Origin of the sequence: Blautia faecis (assembly GCF_020554845.1) — a bacterium.
Taxonomy (GTDB): domain Bacteria; phylum Bacillota; class Clostridia; order Lachnospirales; family Lachnospiraceae; genus Blautia_A; species Blautia_A faecis.
The window spans coordinates 90,360-110,488 of record NZ_JAJCIA010000004.1 but is presented as its reverse complement, the minus strand read 5'-3'; the positions used below and the strand labels follow the sequence as shown (position 1 = coordinate 110,488).

Genomic DNA, 20,129 nt, shown 5'->3' with positions numbered 1-20,129 from the left:
GAAATGGCGGAAAACAGGAGAAAACAACAAAAATCCATGAGTTTATCATTAACGTCTGAAACTGCTGTTGAGTACACTATCTGACCCGCTAATGACACCTACATCATAACGGTTTGTTGAGTCATGAAAAATAGAGAAAAACAGATGATTCCTACTTCATAAAACAGCTGTTGAGTAGAGCATGTATGGTGATGATAATTACATGTTTTGAGTGGTTGAAGTGAATGATTTGTTCATAACGAACAATGAATGGTGAGAATTGGACTGGATGATATATACAGTTTTAACAAAACTCATGCGCCGACAGGGTTCGATTCAACAATCCAACACTTAGAAAAACGTCATTGCAGGGTATACGGGGTTCGACCGTACAAATCAACACTTCGGCTATAGAGAAATAGAAACGAGTGTACTCAACGGATGTTTTATGGAGTAGAAAACAAGGGAAATATGATTGCTGGGGTAATTGGATACGACAGTATAAGAAAACACTTAGCCGAGTGTGGTTATCACACAGTGGAAATTAGAGAGAAATACTATCTGTGAAGAGCAGATGTGTACATAGATTAGGAAGTTAACAAAAATGGAGGAATACATATGAGCACAGTTACTTTAGATAATAAAACAATTTTAGTCACAGGTGCGGCCGGTTTCATAGGCTCCAACCTTGTGAAACGAATTTATCAGGAGGCTCCTTCTGCTACGGTCATCGGCATCGACAACATGAATGCTTACTACGACGTGGCACTCAAAGAGTTCCGCCTGAACGAGCTGGCTAAGTATCCCACATTTACTTTTGTCAAAGGCAACATCGCCGACAAGGAGCTGATCACGGAGCTGTTCGAGAAGTACAAGCCGTCTGTGGTCGTCAACCTTGCAGCACAGGCTGGTGTGCGCTACTCCATCACCAACCCGGATGCTTATGTGGAATCTAACTTGGTCGGCTTCTTTAATATCCTCGAAGCCTGCCGTCATTGCGAGAGTCTAGAGCACCTGGTGTATGCTTCTTCTTCCTCCGTCTACGGTTCCAACAAGAAGGTTCCGTACAGCACGGATGACAAGGTAGATAATCCTGTTTCACTGTACGCAGCAACCAAGAAGTCTAATGAGTTGATGGCACACGCCTACTCTAAGCTCTATAACATCCCGTCCACTGGTCTGCGCTTCTTCACCGTGTATGGTCCTGCAGGTCGTCCGGACATGGCCTACTTCGGATTCACCAACAAGCTGGTGAAGGGCGAAACTATCAAAATCTTCAACTATGGCAACTGCAAGCGTGATTTTACTTATGTGGATGACATCGTTGAGGGTGTTGTCCGTGTGATGAAGAAAGCACCTGACAAGAAGAATGGCGAGGATGGTTTGCCGATTCCGCCGTATGCAGTTTACAACATTGGCAATCAGAACCCGGAGAATCTGCTGGACTTCGTGCAGATTCTGAGTGAGGAGCTGGTTCGTGCAAAGGTGCTGCCGGAAGATTATGACTTTGAAGCACACAAGGAACTTGTTCCGATGCAGCCGGGTGATGTGCCTGTGACCTATGCAGATACCAGTGCGTTGGAGCGGGACTTTGGATATAAGCCGAGCACAAGTTTGAGAACTGGTCTGCGTAACTTCGCTGAGTGGTACGCTGAGTTTTATAAATAAGGAAAAATAGAGGGTTAGAATTTATGGAAAATATCTTGGAACTTGATAAGCAGAGATATTCTGGGGGGGGGGTACCACGTTTTTTGCAGTTTTATCGTAAAGCACAAATGAGTAAAAATCCCTTTCTTCATAAAATATACAAGAAATTGTTTGAGATTTCTACCAAGAAAAAGGGAATTGAGTTTTCTGTTGATAATGAAATTGGCTATGGGTTTTATGTTGGACATCCATATGGGATCACAATTAATGCGAAAGCAATAATTGGTAACAATGTTAATATTCACAAGGGAGTTACGATTGGTCAGGAAAATCGTGGAAAAAGAAAAGGAACACCTTGTATTGGAAATAATGTTTGGATTGGAGTAAATGCAACAATTGTTGGTAATGTTGTAATTGGCAATGATGTACTTATAGCTCCAAATACCTATATTAACTGCGATATTCCGGACCATTCTATTGTTTTTGGGAATCCATGCATTGTAAAACATGCGGATGATGCAACGAAGGATTATATAAATCATGCAGTGTAAATTCTATGATAAAGAAAATTAGAGGGTTAAAAAATGAGAGAGTTTAAGGATTTAAAGATTGCTGTGGCTGGCACTGGGGCTGGAGATATAATAGGGTCAACCAAGAAAAACTACGATAACTAAATGGTTTTGACGGCTCGACTCGTTCAACAAAAGTATTTATTTGCTGACAGGCTGCGGAGAAGCTGAAATCCAGAGGTTATAAGTGGGAGGCTTTGGTGCAGCTCTGTTTTGACCCACAAAATGAGCAGCAAGTAAAAAATTAAGGAGAACGAATCGAGCCTACGGTGGATTGCCATTGAGTGATCCGCCGTGGGCTTGTTTGCTGTTTTATCAAATGAAAAATTAGTGAGGGAGAACAGAACTATGAAAAATTATAAAATCGCTGTGGCCGGCACGGGATACGTCGGACTTTCGCTGGGAGTGCTTCTGAGCCAGCATCATCAGGTAGTTGCAGTCGATATTGTGCAGGCTAAGGTCGATATGATCAACAACAAGAAATCTCCGATTCAGGACGAATATATTGAAAAGTATCTGGCAGAAAAAGAGTTGGATTTGACCGCAACTCTGGATGCAAAGGAAGCATACAGTGATGCAGATTTTGTCGTAATTGCTGCACCTACCAACTACGATAGCAAGAAGAACTTTTTTGACACCAGTGCAGTCGAAGCTGTAATCAAGCTGGTTATCGAGTACAATCCGGAAGCTATCATGGTTATCAAGAGCACCATTCCAGTTGGATATACTGCAAATGTTCGTGAAAAGTTCCACTGTGACAATATCATCTTTAGCCCGGAATTCTTAAGAGAAAGCAAAGCTCTGTATGACAACCTTTATCCTTCTCGTATCATCGTCGGTACTGATGTTGACAATGCCCGTCTGGTGAAGGCTGCACACACTTTTGCAGAACTCCTGCAGGAAGGTGCAATTAAGGAGAACATTGACACTCTGTTCATGGGCTTTACTGAGGCAGAGGCAGTTAAGCTGTTCGCCAACACCTACCTGGCACTGCGTGTCAGCTACTTCAACGAACTGGATACCTATGCTGAGATGAAAGGGCTGAACACTCAGCAGATCATCAACGGTGTTTGCCTGGATCCTCGTATTGGTACTCATTATAACAACCCGTCCTTTGGCTACGGTGGATACTGTCTGCCGAAAGACACCAAGCAGCTGCTAGCGAACTACGCCGATGTACCGGAAAACCTGATCGAGGCTATTGTTGAGAGCAACAGAACTCGTAAAGACTTCATTGCCGACCGTGTTTTGGAGATTGCTGGTGCTTATGAAGCAAATGACAGCTGGGATGAGAGCAAGGAGAAAGAAGTTGTTGTAGGCGTTTATCGTCTGACTATGAAGAGTAACAGCGACAACTTCCGTCAGAGTTCCATTCAAGGTGTCATGAAGCGTATCAAGGCAAAAGGCGCAACTGTCATCATCTATGAGCCGACCCTGAAAGACGGGGATACTTTCTTTGGTAGTAAAGTAGTTAATGACCTGGATGAGTTCAAGAAGCAGAGTCAGGCCATCATTGCGAACCGCTATGACAAGTGCTTGGATGATGTGAAAGAGAAAGTCTATACCAGAGATATTTTCCAGAGAGATTAAGCAAGATCAAGGAAAATTAGAGGAGAGAGTCAGATGAAAAATAAAGAAAATATAAAGGTATGCTTGGTGGGTTCATCTGGCGGTCATTTAACCCACCTTTATATGTTAAAGCCATTTTGGAAAAACAAGGATCATTTTTGGGTTACGTTTGATAAGGAGGATGCAAGAAGCCTGCTCGAAGGTGAAAAAATGTATCCTTGTTATTATCCGACAAACCGGAGTCTAAAGGCTCTTATTAAGAATACCAAGATTGCATGGAATGTGTTACATAAGGAAAAGCCAGACTTGATTATTTCCTGCGGTGCAGCAGTTGCGGTCCCGTTTTTTTATATTGGTAAAATGATGGGCGCAAAGTTGGTCTACATCGAGGTTTTTGATCGAATTGATAAACCGACAATGACAGGAAAGATGGTTTACCCCATTGTGGACAAGTTTGTTGTGCAGTGGGAAGAGCAGAAAAAGGTTTATCCAAAGGCGGTTAACCTTGGAAGCATATTCTAAGTAGGGGACGAGAAAATGATTTTTGTGACGGTAGGAACACATGAGCAGCCATTTAATCGGCTGATTCAGAAAATAGATGAATTAAAGAAAGACGGCATTATAAACGAAGATGTAATTATCCAGACTGGTTTTAGTACATACGAGCCGAAATACTGTCAGTGGAGTAAGCTGATTCCATATCAGCAGATGGTGAAAAATGTGGCCGACGCCCGTATTGTAATCACTCACGGTGGCCCGGCAAGTTTTATCATGCCACTACAGATAGGTAAGACTCCTATTGTTGTGCCGCGTCAGCATCAGTTCAATGAGCATGTGAACGACCATCAAGTTGAGTTCGCAAGGAATGTGGCGCAGAGAATGGGAACGATTATTCCGGTGGAGGACATTAATACACTGGGAGATATCATAACGAACTATGATCAGATTGTTGCCGGCATGGGACATGGTATGAGTAGTAATAATGCCAAGTTTAATGAAGGACTTGAGAAACTGGTAAACGAATTGTATTGAGGATGAATGGATGAGAAAAGTTGGAATCATGTCGATGCAGCGTATTGCAAACTACGGATCGTTTTTGCAGGCATATGCATTAAAGCAGCTGATTGAAGAATTGAGCTGCAAAGTAGAGTTTGTAGACTACCATGTAGGCGCACCCGTAATTACGGAAAATGCTGACAGCAAAAACAAGTTTGTCCGTAAGGTCGAAAAAGGTCTGGAAACTTTTCAATATCAGGCTCCATTTGCGCATAAGTTGTCGTTCATTCGTTATAAGCAGACTTTTTCAAAAAAGTATATGCCACTTTTAGGAATTACGGATGAAATGAACTATAACCCGACATTGGATTGCCTTGTGATTGGCAGCGATGAGGTTTTCAACTGCATTCAGAAAAATTCCAATGTGGGTTATTCGCTGGAATTGTTTGGAAAAGATAATCATGCGAAGAGACTTCTCACTTATGCGGCATCTTTTGGTAATACAACATTAGAAAAGCTGGAAAAGTATAAAAAGGCTGATGAAGTTGGAGTATTGTTGAAGAAATTTGATGCGATTTCTGTACGAGATGCGAATTCTGGAGCCATTGTGGAGCAGCTTACAGAAAAAAAGCCGGTTTATAACTTGGACCCGGTTCTGACCTATGATTACATGAACTGCTGCGATAAAATTCCACAGCTGCGGGTTGACGAGAAGTATCTGATTCTGTATGCGTATGCAGGCCGTATTTCCAATGAAGAAGCAGACTGGATTGCTGCTTATGCAAAGAAGAAGAATTTGAAGGTATATGCAATTGGTGGTATCCAAAAATGTGCAGACCGATTCGTAGACTGCTCACCCTTTGAGGTTCTGGCCTATTTCAGAAATGCAGAAGAAGTTATTACCGATACCTTCCACGGCAGCATCTTCTCGGTGATCACACATCGGCCGTTTACAACATTAATTCGCAAGAGTGTAGGTAACAGCTATGGTAATGAAGAAAAGTTGAGTGATTTGCTGGAACGGTTGGATTTGGCAGACAGAATGACAGCGAAAGTTGAAGATGCAGAAAATATCAATGAAGAAACGATTGATTACGCAAAAGTTGATGAGCTGTTGAAAGCACATCGAGAAGTGGCGAAGGAGTATCTGCGAAGTAATTTAGAGGGATAAGATGGAGAACGTAGCAAGGATAAAAGAGAAATGTGTGGGATGCAAAAGCTGTGCGCAAAGCTGCCCGAAACACTGCATCTCTATGGTGGAAAGTAACGAGGGCTTTTGGTATCCGTCCGTTGATGAAAAAAGCTGTATCGAGTGCAAATTGTGCCTAAAAAAATGTCCGGTGGAGAATACAGAATTTCATCGGAACAACCCCCAAAAAGTCTGGGCGTGGCGCAACAAAAATGATACGGACATTATGCGTTCCGCATCCGGTGGCGCGGCAGACAGCGCGGCAAAGACTGTTTTGCAAACGGGTGGTGTGGTCTATGGTGCTGCTTATGATGAACAGCTGGCAGTAAGTCACATTGAAGTAACGACCGATGCTGAAAGAGAAAAACTCCAATCTTCTAAGTATGTTCAGTCCGATCCGAAAGACAGCTATGCAAAGGCCAAACAGCGACTCGTTGAGGGAAAAACGGTGCTTTTTACAGGAACACCCTGCCAAATTGCTGGCTTGTATGCTTTCTTGGGTGGCAATCCTGAAAATTTATATACGGTTGACCTGATTTGTCACGGCGTTCCGTCTCCGAAGTTTTTTAAAAAGTATTTGGAATACCAGAACAAGCAAACGGCAGGTAAAGTGATTTACTTCAATTTCCGCTCCAAAGATAAACGGGGCTGGGGAACACAATATCTGCTAAAGACAAAGACAAAGACAAAGACAAAGACAAAGACAAAGACACTCTCTCTTGATCGCTATGGAAAACATTTTATGGATGGCGACTGTTACAGAGAGAGCTGTTATCAGTGTGCCTATGCAAATGCGAGCCGAGTGGGAGATTTGACCGTAGGTGATTTCTGGGGAATTGCCAAGAGCCACCCTGATTTTAATTCTCCAAAAGGCGTATCCAGTGTATTTGTCAATACCGAGAAAGGCCAAAAACTCTTTGAAATGATGCGCCCTCTTGCAGAAGTGGAAGAAGCGACACTGGAAGAGGGAATGGTGAAGCAGCATAATTTGGTACAGCCGAGCAACAGGCCTGTGACTAGAGATACTTTCTATAAGAGCATCGATGAACCAGGCTTTATAGGGAATATAAAGGTTGGCTTTCAGCCAAAAGCACGGTTGAAATCTGTGCTGCCGAATAAACTGATTCAAAAAATTAAATCTCTTTGAGATTTTGTGGAGGAAGAATACATGGGAGAGCCTATAAGAGTTTTGCATATCTTGCAGCGAATGGAAGCTGGCGGTACGCAGGCTTTGTTGATGAATATATACCGGAAAATTGACAGAACGAAAGTACAGTTTGATTTTTTGGTCGTTTATAAGGAAAAACAGTTTTACGATGATGAAATTGAAAAAATGGGTGGACATGTTTACAAACTGTCTTTCCGGGAGGATTTGAACCTTCCTAAATTTCAAAAAGATTTGGCAGTTTTCTTTGCTCAGCATCACGAATATAAAATTGTTCATTGTCACGCCTACACGATTGGATATTTCTGCCTGAAAGCTGCAAAGAAAGCAGGTATCCCCGTCAGAATTGCTCATTCACATAATAATGAGACAGTACACGATATAAAATATTTACCGAAGCTGTTCATGCAACGAATGTTTACCAAAAACGCAACAGATCTTTTCGCCTGCTCTGAGGAAGCTGGAAAATATCTGTTCAAAGACAAGCCGTTTCAAGTGCTGAAAAATGCGATTGATTCGCAGAACTTTATTGCGGATGTGGATACCAGAAATGCAATCAGGAAAGAACTGGGGTTAAAGGATAAATTTGTTGTCGGCCATGTTGGTCGCCTGCATCCTCAGAAAAACCATGATTTCCTGATTGATGTTTTTGCAGAAATCAAGAAGAAAAAGCCTAACGCTGAATTGATTCTTGTTGGCACCGGGCCATTAGAAGAGAAAGTAAAAAGCAAAGTGGCAGAAAAAGGACTTTCGGATTGTGTGCATTTTCTTGGAAATAGAAAGGATATGAACAGAATTTATCAAGCGATGGATGTGTTTGTTTTTCCATCTTTGTTTGAAGGTCTGGGTATTGTTGCAATCGAAGCGCAGGCGGCGGGTGTTCCTATTGTCTGCTCTGAAGGATTGCCGCCGGAAACGGATATTACACCAATCTACCGGAAACTGCTGTTGAGTGATGGGGAAGAAAAGTGGGCGAATACAGCACTTGAAATGGCACAGAATCTGAAAGCACATACCAATATGCAGCAGTATGTGATTGATGCAGGATTTGATATGGACGCAACTGCAAAATATATGGAAAGTTATTATTTGAACCGATGGAGAACTGCCTGAGATGAATAAAAAAGTAGGTTTCTTAATAATGAATTTTGAAAGCGGCGGAGGTACTGAGAGAGTTACATCTGTCATTGCAAATGAGTTAGTAAAAAAAAATTTTGATGTGAGGATTATCAGTTGTCAGCATGGAAACTCTTGCAAATTTGAAATAGATAAAAACATTAAACTTTACTCACTAAATGGAGAAAAATGCGAGAATTCAGCTTTGAGAAAAATCTATGTCGAAAAGCAATTGATTAAATATGTAAAGGAAGAACAGATTGACGTCATGATAGCAGTCGATGTAGCGTTATATCTTTATTTGATTCCTTTGCAGATAAAGAAAATATGTAAATGTATCGCATGGGAACATTTTAACTATTATATAAGCCCTAATAAACTGGTCAAATATGCCAGAAAACTGGCGGCAGAACATGCTGATTGCGTTGTGGTATTAGGCAAGAATGATTTAAATAACTACTTGACACAATACAAACATTGCAAAAATGTGACATATATTTATAACCCAATTGCAGTTGATACAAGCGAAAGTACGCCGTTGACACAAAAACGTGCGATTGCAGTTGGACGTTTAAGTAGACAAAAGGGCTTTGATATGCTGGTTGAGGCTTGGGCCTTGATAGAAAAGGAAGTCCCGGACTGGAAATTAGATATTTATGGACAAGGACCGCTTCAAAAAGAACTTCAGGGGCAGATTGACGGACTGGGGCTCAGGAATATAGAACTAAAAGGATTTTCTGATGATATTCATAAAGAATATATGGAATCGTCCTTGTTTTTTTTATCTTCGCGTTATGAGGGGTTTGTGCTAGTTCTGATGGAAGCAATGGCAACAGGACTCCCGGCTGTTAGCTTTCGCTGTAAGGAAGGACCTGAAGAAACGATTGATAATGGTATCAATGGATACCTAGTAGAAGAAGGAAATGTTCAGCAGTTCGCAGATTGTGCGATAAAACTGATGAAAAATGAAACGTTGCTAAAGCAATTTGCGTCAAAAACAAAAAAGGATTTGGATCGTTTCAATACAGCCGCAATTATAAACCAGTGGGTTGAACTCTTAAGAAATATGTAAAGCGAATCAAAAAAGCGGAACAGGAGATAGAATGAAAATATTATTTACAATTAGGAGCCTTACAGGAGGTGGAGCCGAAAGAGTTGTTTCGGTTTTATCTGGCTTATTGGCTGATGTTGGCGAAGACGTTCATATTATTACATATAAAACGTCAGAGAGAGACTATTCTATTTCAGAAAAGGTACAGATACATGAAATGCCACAACGAAAGGATAGTACAATAACAAAAGGAATGAGAATCTTTGATATGAGAAAAATTATCAAAGAAATTCATCCTGATGTAATTATTCCGTTTGTTGGAACCGTTCTGTATGTGTCTTGGCTTGCAATCACAGGAATGAAAATTCCGTTTGTTTTGACCATCAGAAATAATCCGTGGACAATGCCAGAAAAAAGATTGTTAAGAAATTTTCGCGATTACCTGGCTAAGAAATCTTGTGCCATTCTGATTCAAAATGAAGAGCAATCGGAATATTTCTCAGCCGATTTAAGAAAAAAGTGCTTTGTTGTTCCCAATCCTCTTTCATCAAAGTTTATTGATAATCATAAAGAAATTTATAGTAGGAAAATTTCTAAAATAATTGCAGTAGGCAGACTTCACGAACAAAAAAATTATCCACTTCTTCTGAAAGCTATGGTTGATATTACAAAGATAAAATCTGAAATTACACTGGATATTTTCGGTGAGGGAAATCAAAAGAAATACCTTGAAGGTTTAGTCGATGAATATGGACTTGCTAATCATGTTTTTCTACGGGGGAGAAGCCAGAGCATCGAGAAACAGCTACAAGTAGCGGATATGTTTGTGATGACATCTGATTACGAGGGAATGCCAAATGCACTAATGGAAGCAATGGCTTTCGGTGTTCCATGTATATCCAGCGATTGTAAAACAGGTCCTAGAAGCTTGATCAAATCGTTTGAAACTGGTCTTCTGTTTCAGACGAACAATGTTGAAGATTTAAAGGATAAAATGGAATGGGCCATTGCAAATCCTGGACAGATGGCAGAATGCGGAAAACAAGCAAGGCGATGTTTATTGGAGGAATATTCGTCTGAAAAAGCCTTGAAAAAAATGCAGATACTTTTGGATTATGTGAAGGAGTGTGAGTAAGATGGGTGAAAAAAAACATGGTTTGCGGCGTGTGGCTGGCTATTTTGTGAACCACAGACTGCTTAATTGGATGCCGGACAAGCCATATCTGCAAATTTTTTATTATGCAGAGTTTGGAAAGTTTATTGATTTTAAGAATCCGAAGACATTCAACGAAAAATTGAACTGGCTCAAACTGTATTATAGAAGGCCGGATCTTATTACATTGGTTGACAAATACGAAGTGAAAAAATATATTGCAGATAAAATTGGTGAACAGTATGTTATCCCGACGCTTGGTGTATGGGATAAATTTGAGGATATCAACTTCAATGAGCTTCCAAATCAGTTTGTGCTGAAATGCACACATGATTCAGGTGGATTGGTTGTCTGCAAGGATAAATCCAAACTTGATTTGAAAAAGGCTAAGGAAAAAATCGAAAAGTCTCTGGCAAACAATTATTATCTTTGGACGAGGGAATGGTCATATAAAGGAGTCAAGCCGAGAATTATTGCTGAAAAATATATGGAAGATCAGGAAACCGGAGAACTCCGTGATTATAAATTCTTCTGTTTCAATGGAGAGCCGAAACTGATGTTTGTGGCAACGGAAAGAGGCGTCAAAAACACAAAGTTTGACTTTTATGATATGCAGTTTAACCACATGAACATTGCACAGCACTATCCGAACTCTGTATCCGCCATCAAAAAACCAGAACATTTTGAAAAAATGATTGAGCTTGCCAAAAAACTCAGTGAAGGATTCCCACATGTTCGAGTGGATTTTTATGAAGCAAATGGTCGAGTTTACTTTGGAGAAATGACATTTTATCATTTCGGCGCGATTGTGCCGTTTGAAACAAAAGAGTGGGATAAAAAAATTGGAGATTGGCTGGTACTTCCAGAAAAAATTAGCTAATATGAAAATAATTCAAAGAAAGGATTTTGTGGGGTGCAGGGTCAATCAGCACTTGACGATGGATTGGATGAATGATTACTACAAAAGGCGCAAAGATTAAAGTTAAAGATATTACAAATATTTGTTATGGAATCTGTATTTTCCTGTTTGTCATTGGGCAGTCATATCTTCTTTCGTCATCTGCAATTCTTGCAACGCTGTGTCAAGGATTAAAGATTGTTGCGGCAACTGTTCCGGTATTGGTACTTTTACGCCACTCAAAGTTCAGCATTCGTAATTTGCTTTTATGGGGACTAATCGCTCTCCTGATAATAGGAAATATATTCTTCAATCAGGCAGACAGTGACTTGATCTATATTGTTATATTCATATTGTATTGTTCAAAGGCAGAGCCGGAATCTGTTCTGAAGACTTATTGTATTAGTGCTGGCATTGCAATTGCGATAGTGATTTTTGCATGGCTTATAGGAATTCTCCCGTCTCAAACTAGTGCAGGACGAGAGTACTTGGGATTTTATTTTGCCACATTTGGTCCGAATCTCTTCTTGCACACAGTTTTGGCGTATATTGCCAGTAGAAAAAACAAAATAAAGTTTAGAAGTTGGATTTTGATTGAAGTCATAAATGTTTGGTTTTATAAGATGACGGATACATTAGCTGTATTTGTTGTTATTAATGCAAGCATTATCCTATATTACTTGTTGAATATTGAAAAGATAAAACAGTTTCTGTTTGACAGAGATTTTCCAAGGAGAATATTAGAAATATTTCCATTCTTTTCAGCAATTGCAACGATAGTAGCACAGTACTTTTATATTGCTCACTATAATGAGCCTGCATTCGTGGCTATAAATGCAGCTTTTTCAAATAGGCCGTATTTTGGAAAAATTGCTTTAGAAACGTATGGTGTTTCATTGTTTGGTCAACCCATTACATGGCTGACAGGAACCGATGGCACAAAAGTATCCGGTATGGATTATTTTTATGTTGATTCTTCATATTTGCAGGTGTTAGTAAGATACGGTGTGATAATGCTTGTGGTTTTATGTTTGGCAATGATGGCGGTACAATGCTATAGTGTTGTGACAAAGAATATTTATCTATGCATGGGATGTTCTTTGTTCCTTATTCATTGCATAACAGACCCGCAATTATTATCTTTTAGATATAATCCTTTTATTATAATTTCTGTTGCCTGCGTTGGAATGATAAAGAGCAAAAAAGAATTTTTTGAAAGGAACCGAAATGAGAAAGAATATGAATAAGTATGCAGAAGTAATAGTAACGTATAATCGAAAGAAATTATTAAAAGAAAACATAGAAGCACTCTTGAATCAGACATTTAAGGACCATGATATCCTGATTGTTGACAACAACAGCAATGATGGCACAAAGGAAATGGTTGCAGAGATTCAGGACAAGAGAATCAAATATTATAATACCGGAAAGAACCTTGGTGGTGCAGGTGGATTTGCTTTTGGCTTGAGAAAAGCCATAGAGCTCGGCTATTTATATGCGTGGATCATGGATGATGACTCTATCCCGGAAAAAGAGGCATTGCAAAGCCTTGTGGATAAGGGACAGGCATTAGATGGTGAGTTTTCCTATCTGGCCTCATTAGTGTATTGGACGGATGGGAAACTGTTTGATATGAATGTTCCGGATTTCCAGTACAACTCCAGATTAGGGCTGGATTTGGACAGAATTAGAAAAAACAAGCTGTTGTTGATTGATACTTGTTCTTTTGTTGGCTGCTTTATCAATTTAAAATATGCTGAGACAGCAGGATTGCCGATTTCTGAGTTCTTTATTTATGGAGATGATCAGGAGTATACGGCAAGATTGAGAAAATTGGCTCCAGCTTATTTGGATTTCGATAGTGTTATTGTACATAAAGCACCATCCAATAAAGGCGCAGATGTGGTTTCGGCAGATGAGACAAGAATAGAACGCTTCTTTTATCAAGCAAGAAACGGAATGTACATCGCGCGAAAAAATGGAAAAGTAGGCCGTCGGCTGCGTGTGATTGGTGGGCGAATCAAGAATATTCTCAGAAAAGCACCGGATCACAAAGCAAAAAGAGTTTGGGTGACGTGCAAAGGAACGATCTCTGGATTTTTCTTTAATCCGAAGATTGAATATGCACATAGAAAAGGAGAATAACAGAAAGGAAATGGGAAAACAAAAGTCTCTTAAATTAAATTTTGTAATGAACGCGATTCTTACGATGTCGCAGTTCGTTTTTCCACTGATTACATTTCCGTATGTTTCACGCATTCTATTGCCCATTGGTACCGGAAAAGTATCATTTGCAACTTCGATCGTATCTTACTTTACACTCTTTGCACAGTTGGGAATTCCAACATACGGCATTCGGGCATGTGCAAAGGTGCGTGATAATCGGGAAGAACTCTCGAAAATGGTTCAAGAGCTGTTCATTATCAACCTTATGATGAGCGCACTGGCATATGTGGTTTATTTTGCAGCAATATACTATGTCCCAAGATTTCGGCAGGATAAAGACCTGTTCTTGATTGTTGGCCTGACAATCTTTTTTAATGCCATAGGAATGGAATGGCTGTATAAAGCACTTGAACAATATACTTATATTACGGTTCGCTCGATTATTTTTAAGTTTATTGCAATTGTTGCGATGTTTCTCATGGTGCATGAACAAAGCGATTATGTCATTTATGGTGGAATTTCCATTTTGGCATCATCTGCCTCAAATATTTTTAACTTCTTTCATATACACCGTTATATCAACATTAAGCCTGTTGGTCACTATAATTTTAAGAAACACTTAAAAGCGATTGTGATTTTCTTTGCAATGTCCTGTGCCACAACAATATATACGCATCTGGATACTGTAATGCTTGGATTTATTCGTACAGACGCAGATGTTGGATATTATAATGCGGCAGTAAAGATAAAAACGATTCTCGTGAGTATCGTTACATCTTTAGGTGTGGTTTTGCTGCCGAGAGCATCATACTATGTCGAACATAGTATGATGGATGAATTTTACCGTATTACAAAAAAGGCAATCAATTTCGTGTTTTTGATTGCAACACCGATGATGATTTATTTTATGCTTTTTGCAAAGGAGGGCGTTTTCTTCTTATCGGGCGATGCTTATGCCGGTGCAATTATTCCGATGCAAGTTATAATGCCAACTTTACTTTTTATTGGTCTGACAAACATAATGGGAATACAAATGTTAGTGCCGCTTGGAAAAGAAAAAGTAGTTCTTTATTCGGAAATTGCTGGAATGATTGTGGATATTATCTTAAATGCGCTTCTGATTCCTAAAATGGCATCTACAGGTGCAGCGATTGGAACCTTGGCAGCAGAAATCGCTGTTTTTATTGTTCAGTACGTTGCGCTTAGAGGAATTATTAAGGAAGCATATAGACAGGTTCATTATGTTGCAATTGGCAGTTCTGTTTTAGCTGGAGGGGTTCTCGCGGTTTTAATAAAGAGAATGCAGTGGGGAAGTTTTATGACTTTATGTGCTTCTGCAATTGTATTTTTTGGAGTATATTTTTTGATTTTAACAATTGCAAAGGAATCTCTTGTCATAGAAATAGAAAATCAGTTGCTTGGACGAATTATCAAGAAAAAATAATAACTGACTGAATGGGAGGAAAGAGTATGAAATATGATTATTTAGTAGTAGGTTCTGGTCTGTATGGGGCGATTTTTGCACATGAAGCTAAAGCACATGGCAAGTCTGTTTTGGTAGTAGACAAGCGCCCGAATATTGCAGGAAATATTTATACCAAGAATATTGAGGGTATCAATGTTCATAAATATGGTGCTCACATTTTCCATACTAATAACAAAAAGGTTTGGAATTACATCACGCAGTTTGCAGAGTTTAATCGTTTCACCAACTCACCGGTGGCTAATTATAAAGGAGAATTATTCTCCCTTCCGTTCAACATGTACACCTTTAACAAGATGTGGGGAGTTGTAACGCCGGAGGAGGCTGCCGCAAAGATTGAAGAACAGCGCAAAGAGATTACTAGTGAGCCACAGAATCTTGAAGAGCAGGCCATCTCTCTTGTCGGTCGCGATATCTACGAGAAACTCATCAAGGGCTATACAGAGAAGCAGTGGGGACGTGACTGCAAGGAGTTGCCGTCCTTTATTATCAAGCGTCTTCCGGTTCGGCTGACTTTTGATAACAACTACTTCAATGCACTTTATCAGGGCATTCCTGTTGGCGGCTATACCAAGATGATTGCCAATCTGCTGGATGAAATTGAAGTTCGTTTGAGCACAGACTATCTGGAAAACAAAGCGGAGCTGGATGCATTGGCTGATAAGGTTGTATACACTGGACCGATTGATGCATACTTTGATTATAAGCTGGGTACGCTGGAATACCGTTCTGTTAGATTTGAGACGGAAACTTTGGATAAGCCAAATTTCCAGGGCAATGCCGCAGTGAACTATACCGACCGAGAAACTCCGTGGACCCGTATCATTGAGCACAAATGGTTTGAGTTCGGTAAGGATGAGAACGGCAATGATCTGCCGAAGACTATCATTAGCCGTGAGTACAGCAGTGAGTGGAAGCCGGGAGATGAGCCATATTATCCGGTTAATGATGCTAAGAATGGTTTACTTTATTCTGAATACAAGAAGTTGGCAGATGCAGAAAATAATGTGATTTTCGGCGGTCGCCTAGGAGAGTATAAGTATTATGACATGGATCAGGTAATTGCAGCTGTATTGGATAGATGCGAAAAAGAATTTTAACAGAGAGAAAAGAGAATATGAACACAACATTACTTATCATGGCAGCCGGTATCGGCAGCCGTTTCGGAACAGGAATTAAGCAGTTGGAGCCAGTGGATGATGCTGGACATATCATTATGGACTACTCAATCCATGATGCGATTGAGGCAGGTTTCAACCATGTAGTATTTATCATCCGCAAAGATATTGAGAAAGAATTCAAAGAGGTCATCGGTGATCGTATTGCCTTCATTTGTTCCTCTCACAATGTAACTGTAGACTATGCTTTCCAGGATATCAACGATATTCCGGGAACTTTACCGGAAGGTCGCACGAAACCCTGGGGAACCGGTCAGGCCGTGCTTGCAGCGAAGGACGTAATTAAAACTCCGTTCATCGTCATTAACGCAGACGATTACTATGGCAAGGAAGGCTTTAAAGCTGTTCATGAGTATCTGGTGAATGGCGGCAAGTCCTGTATGGCAGGCTTTGTGCTGAAGAACACCCTGTCTGATAATGGTGGTGTGACTCGTGGTATCTGCAAGATGGATGAGAATGGAAACTTGACTGAGGTTGTGGAAACCAAGAACATCGTAAAGACTGCAGATGGAGCAGAGGCAGACGGTGTGGTTGTTGATGTGAATTCTCTGGTATCCATGAATATGTGGGGCTTGACTCCTGATTTTTTGGATGTGCTGGAAAATGGTTTCAAGGAGTTTTTCGAGAAAGAAGTACCGAGCAATCCTCAGAAAGCCGAGTATCTGATCCCAATCTTCATCGGTGAGCTGCTGGAGCAGGGAAAGATGTCTGTAAAGGTTTTGAAAACCAATGATACCTGGTACGGCATGACCTATCATGAGGATGTCGCAGCAGTAAAGGATAGCTTCAAGAAAATGTTAGAAAAAGGCGTGTACAAGGCTGATCTGTTCAGTGATCTGTAATGGAAGCAATAAAGGTATTAGCCAAAATCCTCACAAACATCCTGACTGCTCTGTATGAGCCGTTTGGATTTTCACTTCTGCTTTCCTTCCTCGCCATGTTCTTCTATCTATATGCGTATGAATCTGAAGAGGCTGGCAAAGGATGGAAGAGTGCCATAGTGACTTGGTATCAAAAATTCAAGGGGAGTGTGTTCTTTCGGAAGTTGTTCTTACTGGCCTTTGTGACATCAATGATTTTGTTTAGGACGTTACTAAACCGTAATCTATGGCTAAATCCTTTGTCCGATGTCATGGGTGGTTGGGGCATCTGGGAGACTGTGAATGGCGAACAGAAGCTGACCACCGAGTGCATCGAGAACGTAATTATGATGGTGCCGTTTTCAGCAGTAGTGATGTGGACGTTCGGAGAGAAGATAGGAAACAGTTGGAAGAAGATACTGTGGTATAGCGGGAAGATAGCATTTATCTTTTCGATAAGCATTGAGATGTTGCAGTTATTGATGCGGCTAGGAACGTTCCAACTATCAGACATCTTCTATAACACAGTCGGCGGAGTGCTAGGCGGATTGATGTACTGTGCGGTGATGAAGGTAAGAAAGCGTCTGTAAAACTGGCTGAAATTGTGATATACTGGGAGCGGATGCTCCCTACGCTGCTCTAATAATATCACATACCTCTCCGTGGTGAGCAGCAGGCAACGATCTTATGATTGGCGAAGATGTGAGAAAAAATTAAAAATGTAAGGCTGTGTGATGTATGACTCGAAAAGAATTCTTACAACATTATTGGCGTTACTATCTTGTGTTAGAAGAAAAGTTTAAAAACACATTGAATTACATTGAGTTGGATTGGCAAAACGCAGGAACCTTTTCTAATGAGTATGCTCTTTTGTTGCAATCAATTGGAGCAGAATTAGATAATTTTTTTAAGGTGTATTGTGGGTTTGCAGCTGAAGATCGAAAAAACATGAATGATTATTGTACCTTTGTGTTAAGTGATTATTCTGATATTGTGAATCAGAAAATTCTGATTCCAGAGCGAGATATGGAATTTCTGCCATATCAGGGTTGGAGTGCGGCAAATCCAGCACAGTCACTTACATTTTGGAATGGATTTTGTAAGATTAAACATAGTCGTTATGCGAATATACAGATGGCTAATCAAAAGAATGTTCTTTATGCATTAGGCGCTTTATATTTGCTTGAGATGAAATACTTAAGCAAGATTGCAACCTCTAATGAGCCAGATGTGCCGAACAAAAAATCGGAATTGTTTGAGCTTGACAACTGGACATATCACTATACTCCAATGGGAGAAATGTTTGCTTGCATAGAAGGAGAAGTATGTCAACTTGATGACGAAAACTAAATTGACTATCCCACACAGTGCTATACTTGAACAACTATAAAAGGAAAGAGGTTATCACGATGCCCAGAACCAAAGGTAGCAAGAATAAACCGAAAGTTATCAAAGACTACGCAACTCAGATTGCGGAGAAGCAGGAAACTATTGCATCTCTGAATACTGAGATCGCATCCATCACCGCCAACATTGACACTTTGAAGGCTGACCTGAAAGAGAAGAAGACTGCTCTGAAGAAAGCCGAAAAAGAAGTGGCATCCTTGGAAGCGAAGAAGGCAAAGGCAGATGCTAAGGCCGCTGAAGAAGCTAAAAAGACCGAAGCAGAGGCTGTGCTGAAGAAGTTGCTGGCAAGCGGGATAAGTGCGGATGAGATTCTGGAAAAGCTGAAATAACAAGAACCCAAGAAAAATAAGTGCCGTGTGGACAAACTGAACTCCAGGAGTTCACACGGTATTGTTTGAAGGCTGCCGTATAGTTTATAATGAAAATAAAAGAAAAACATAATTAAAAGAAATGGAGCGTGAGAAAAAATGAATTTATCAAAAATACATCATATTGCAATCATCGTATCCGACTACGAAGCCGCAAAAGATTTCTATGTGAACAAGTTAGGATTCTCTGTCATCAGAGAAAACTACCGTCCGGAGCGAAAGGACTGGAAGCTGGATCTTCGTGTGAATGAATACACAGAGCTGGAGATTTTCGCTGAGGAAAACCCACCGAAGCGTGTGAACCGCCCGGAAGCCTGTGGTTTGCGTCACCTTGCTTTCTATGTAGACAGCGTAGAGCAGACGGTGAGGGAGCTGGCGGAGGTAGGAATTGAATGCGAGCCAATCCGCGTGGATGATTACACCGGCAAGAAGATGACTTTCTTCCACGACCCGGATGGACTGCCGCTGGAGCTGCATGAGTAAAATGAAGAAAACCAGAAAGCCCGGTGGTGGTCGGAAGAAGCTGAAGCCGGAGTACGATGCCGGGAAGAATCTGAAAGAGCAGATGGATGCTGCTGTGGCACTTTATAATTCTGAGATGTCCTTGCAGGCCATCGGCGAAGAACTGGGATTAAATCCCATCAAGGTACGGAAGCTGCTCATCACGGCTGGTGTGTATGAATCGGAAGTGGCGGAAAAAGTAAAAAATACTTTTGAAGAATACCGTGAAACACAGAACTATAAAGAAGCAATCCTATCAACCGCAAATATCTTGAATCTTTCCAAAGCCTCAGTCACCTCGTACCTGCCTTATAAAAAAGGTGTGTACTTTCCAAGTACAGAGAAAGAAAAGATCAGTGTTGGAGCAGAGCGGCAGCGTAGATACAGAGTGATGAAGCGGTGGAGGGTTGATCCGACAGAAGAAAACTTCTGGGGCGTGGTTCTGGCCTATGCCGGGATAAAATTCAAAACCTACTCCGGGTTGCCATTCTCTTATGAAATAAAAAAAGGCAAGAACGGTGAGTACACGAAAGAACTGTGGATTGACAGGCGGGAGAAGAGCAAGAGTTTGGCATGGAGTTCTATAGTTTTGGCACTGGGGAATATAAAAGAAGAAGTGGTTGATCGTCCCAAAGCGCTGGGGGATATCCGAGGTGTGACTTATATTTATGGGATGTTCTATCAGTTCGGGCTAATCGACGTGCCTGACAAGGTAAAGGAGAAGATGGGCCGTCCGATAAACCGCAAAAAATAGGTTGCTATGTACAGAAGTGTGCGGTAATATGTGCCGTAACTGAGGATACGAATCTCAGTTGGGAAGGATGGTAGCATTAT

At 40.7% G+C, this 20,129-nt stretch carries 21 protein-coding genes; all 21 read left to right on the top strand.

Annotation, left to right across the window (positions count from 1 at the left end; translation table 11 throughout):
• Positions 1-597 precede the first annotated feature (597 nt).
• Entirely contained in the window at positions 598-1,647 is a 1,050-nt protein-coding gene (locus LIZ66_RS03500) for an NAD-dependent epimerase/dehydratase family protein (RefSeq protein ID WP_024344867.1), read from the top strand.
• Positions 1,648-1,670: 23 nt separating this feature from the next.
• Positions 1,671-2,177 (top strand): serine acetyltransferase, encoded by a 507-nt coding sequence (locus LIZ66_RS03495; protein WP_177296692.1) that lies wholly within the window; start codon positions 1,671-1,673, stop codon positions 2,175-2,177.
• Positions 2,178-2,543: 366 nt separating this feature from the next.
• Positions 2,544-3,785, top strand: a complete 1,242-nt coding sequence (locus tag LIZ66_RS03490) for a nucleotide sugar dehydrogenase (RefSeq protein WP_227200301.1) — start codon at positions 2,544-2,546, stop codon at positions 3,783-3,785.
• Positions 3,786-3,818: 33 nt separating this feature from the next.
• Positions 3,819-4,286 carry a PssD/Cps14F family polysaccharide biosynthesis glycosyltransferase gene (pssD, locus tag LIZ66_RS03485; protein WP_264466022.1) on the top strand — a complete coding sequence of 156 codons (468 nt, stop codon included), beginning with the start codon at positions 3,819-3,821 and terminating at the stop codon, positions 4,284-4,286.
• 15 nt (positions 4,287-4,301) lie between these two features.
• Positions 4,302-4,796 (top strand): glycosyltransferase, encoded by a 495-nt coding sequence (locus LIZ66_RS03480; RefSeq protein WP_227200303.1) that lies wholly within the window; start codon positions 4,302-4,304, stop codon positions 4,794-4,796.
• A 10-nt stretch (positions 4,797-4,806) separates the two neighbouring features.
• Positions 4,807-5,931, top strand: a complete 1,125-nt coding sequence (locus LIZ66_RS03475; protein WP_227200305.1) for a polysaccharide pyruvyl transferase family protein — start codon at positions 4,807-4,809, stop codon at positions 5,929-5,931.
• 1 nt (position 5,932) lies between these two features.
• Positions 5,933-7,096 carry a Coenzyme F420 hydrogenase/dehydrogenase, beta subunit C-terminal domain gene (locus LIZ66_RS03470; protein WP_227200307.1) on the top strand — a complete coding sequence of 388 codons (1,164 nt, stop codon included), beginning with the start codon at positions 5,933-5,935 and terminating at the stop codon, positions 7,094-7,096.
• Positions 7,097-7,117: 21 nt separating this feature from the next.
• The gene (locus tag LIZ66_RS03465; protein WP_227200314.1) at positions 7,118-8,227 is read left to right on the top strand and encodes a glycosyltransferase family 1 protein; all 1,110 of its coding nucleotides are present in this window, start codon (positions 7,118-7,120) and stop codon (positions 8,225-8,227) included.
• A 1-nt stretch (position 8,228) separates the two neighbouring features.
• Complete coding sequence (locus tag LIZ66_RS03460) at positions 8,229-9,302, top strand: glycosyltransferase family 4 protein (protein WP_118496561.1); 1,074 nt, start codon at positions 8,229-8,231, stop codon at positions 9,300-9,302.
• A 31-nt stretch (positions 9,303-9,333) separates the two neighbouring features.
• Entirely contained in the window at positions 9,334-10,416 is a 1,083-nt protein-coding gene (locus tag LIZ66_RS03455) for a glycosyltransferase (protein ID WP_227200316.1), read from the top strand.
• A gap of 1 nt (position 10,417) precedes the next feature.
• Positions 10,418-11,314 (top strand): ATP-grasp fold amidoligase family protein, encoded by an 897-nt coding sequence (locus LIZ66_RS03450; protein WP_227200318.1) that lies wholly within the window; start codon positions 10,418-10,420, stop codon positions 11,312-11,314.
• A 71-nt stretch (positions 11,315-11,385) separates the two neighbouring features.
• Positions 11,386-12,579: a hypothetical protein gene (locus LIZ66_RS03445; RefSeq protein WP_227200320.1), complete on the top strand. Its 1,194-nt coding sequence runs from the start codon at positions 11,386-11,388 to the stop codon at positions 12,577-12,579.
• Positions 12,572-13,477, top strand: coding sequence for a glycosyltransferase (locus LIZ66_RS03440; RefSeq protein ID WP_177296683.1), 906 nt, complete (start codon positions 12,572-12,574; stop codon positions 13,475-13,477). Before LIZ66_RS03445 ends, LIZ66_RS03440 begins: the two co-directional genes overlap by 8 nt.
• Before the next feature lie 10 nt (positions 13,478-13,487).
• The gene (locus LIZ66_RS03435; RefSeq protein WP_227200322.1) at positions 13,488-14,942 is read left to right on the top strand and encodes a flippase; all 1,455 of its coding nucleotides are present in this window, start codon (positions 13,488-13,490) and stop codon (positions 14,940-14,942) included.
• Between the two features lie 26 nt (positions 14,943-14,968).
• Positions 14,969-16,081 carry a UDP-galactopyranose mutase gene (gene glf / locus LIZ66_RS03430; protein ID WP_177296681.1) on the top strand — a complete coding sequence of 371 codons (1,113 nt, stop codon included), beginning with the start codon at positions 14,969-14,971 and terminating at the stop codon, positions 16,079-16,081.
• A gap of 17 nt (positions 16,082-16,098) precedes the next feature.
• Positions 16,099-17,001, top strand: a complete 903-nt coding sequence (locus LIZ66_RS03425; RefSeq protein WP_227200324.1) for a sugar phosphate nucleotidyltransferase — start codon at positions 16,099-16,101, stop codon at positions 16,999-17,001.
• The gene (locus LIZ66_RS03420; protein WP_227200326.1) at positions 17,001-17,609 is read left to right on the top strand and encodes a VanZ family protein; all 609 of its coding nucleotides are present in this window, start codon (positions 17,001-17,003) and stop codon (positions 17,607-17,609) included. The genes LIZ66_RS03425 and LIZ66_RS03420 overlap by 1 nt, the downstream gene beginning before the upstream one ends.
• Positions 17,610-17,757: 148 nt before the next feature.
• Complete coding sequence (locus tag LIZ66_RS03415) at positions 17,758-18,369, top strand: hypothetical protein (RefSeq protein ID WP_227200329.1); 612 nt, start codon at positions 17,758-17,760, stop codon at positions 18,367-18,369.
• Between the two features lie 59 nt (positions 18,370-18,428).
• Positions 18,429-18,755, top strand: coding sequence for a hypothetical protein (locus LIZ66_RS03410; protein ID WP_227200331.1), 327 nt, complete (start codon positions 18,429-18,431; stop codon positions 18,753-18,755).
• A 138-nt stretch (positions 18,756-18,893) separates the two neighbouring features.
• On the top strand, positions 18,894-19,277 hold the full coding sequence (gene gloA2 / locus LIZ66_RS03405) for an SMU1112c/YaeR family gloxylase I-like metalloprotein (RefSeq protein ID WP_227200333.1): 384 nt from the start codon (positions 18,894-18,896) through the stop codon (positions 19,275-19,277).
• A gap of 1 nt (position 19,278) precedes the next feature.
• Positions 19,279-20,049, top strand: coding sequence for a hypothetical protein (locus tag LIZ66_RS03400; RefSeq protein ID WP_227200336.1), 771 nt, complete (start codon positions 19,279-19,281; stop codon positions 20,047-20,049).
• Positions 20,050-20,129 lie beyond the last annotated feature (80 nt).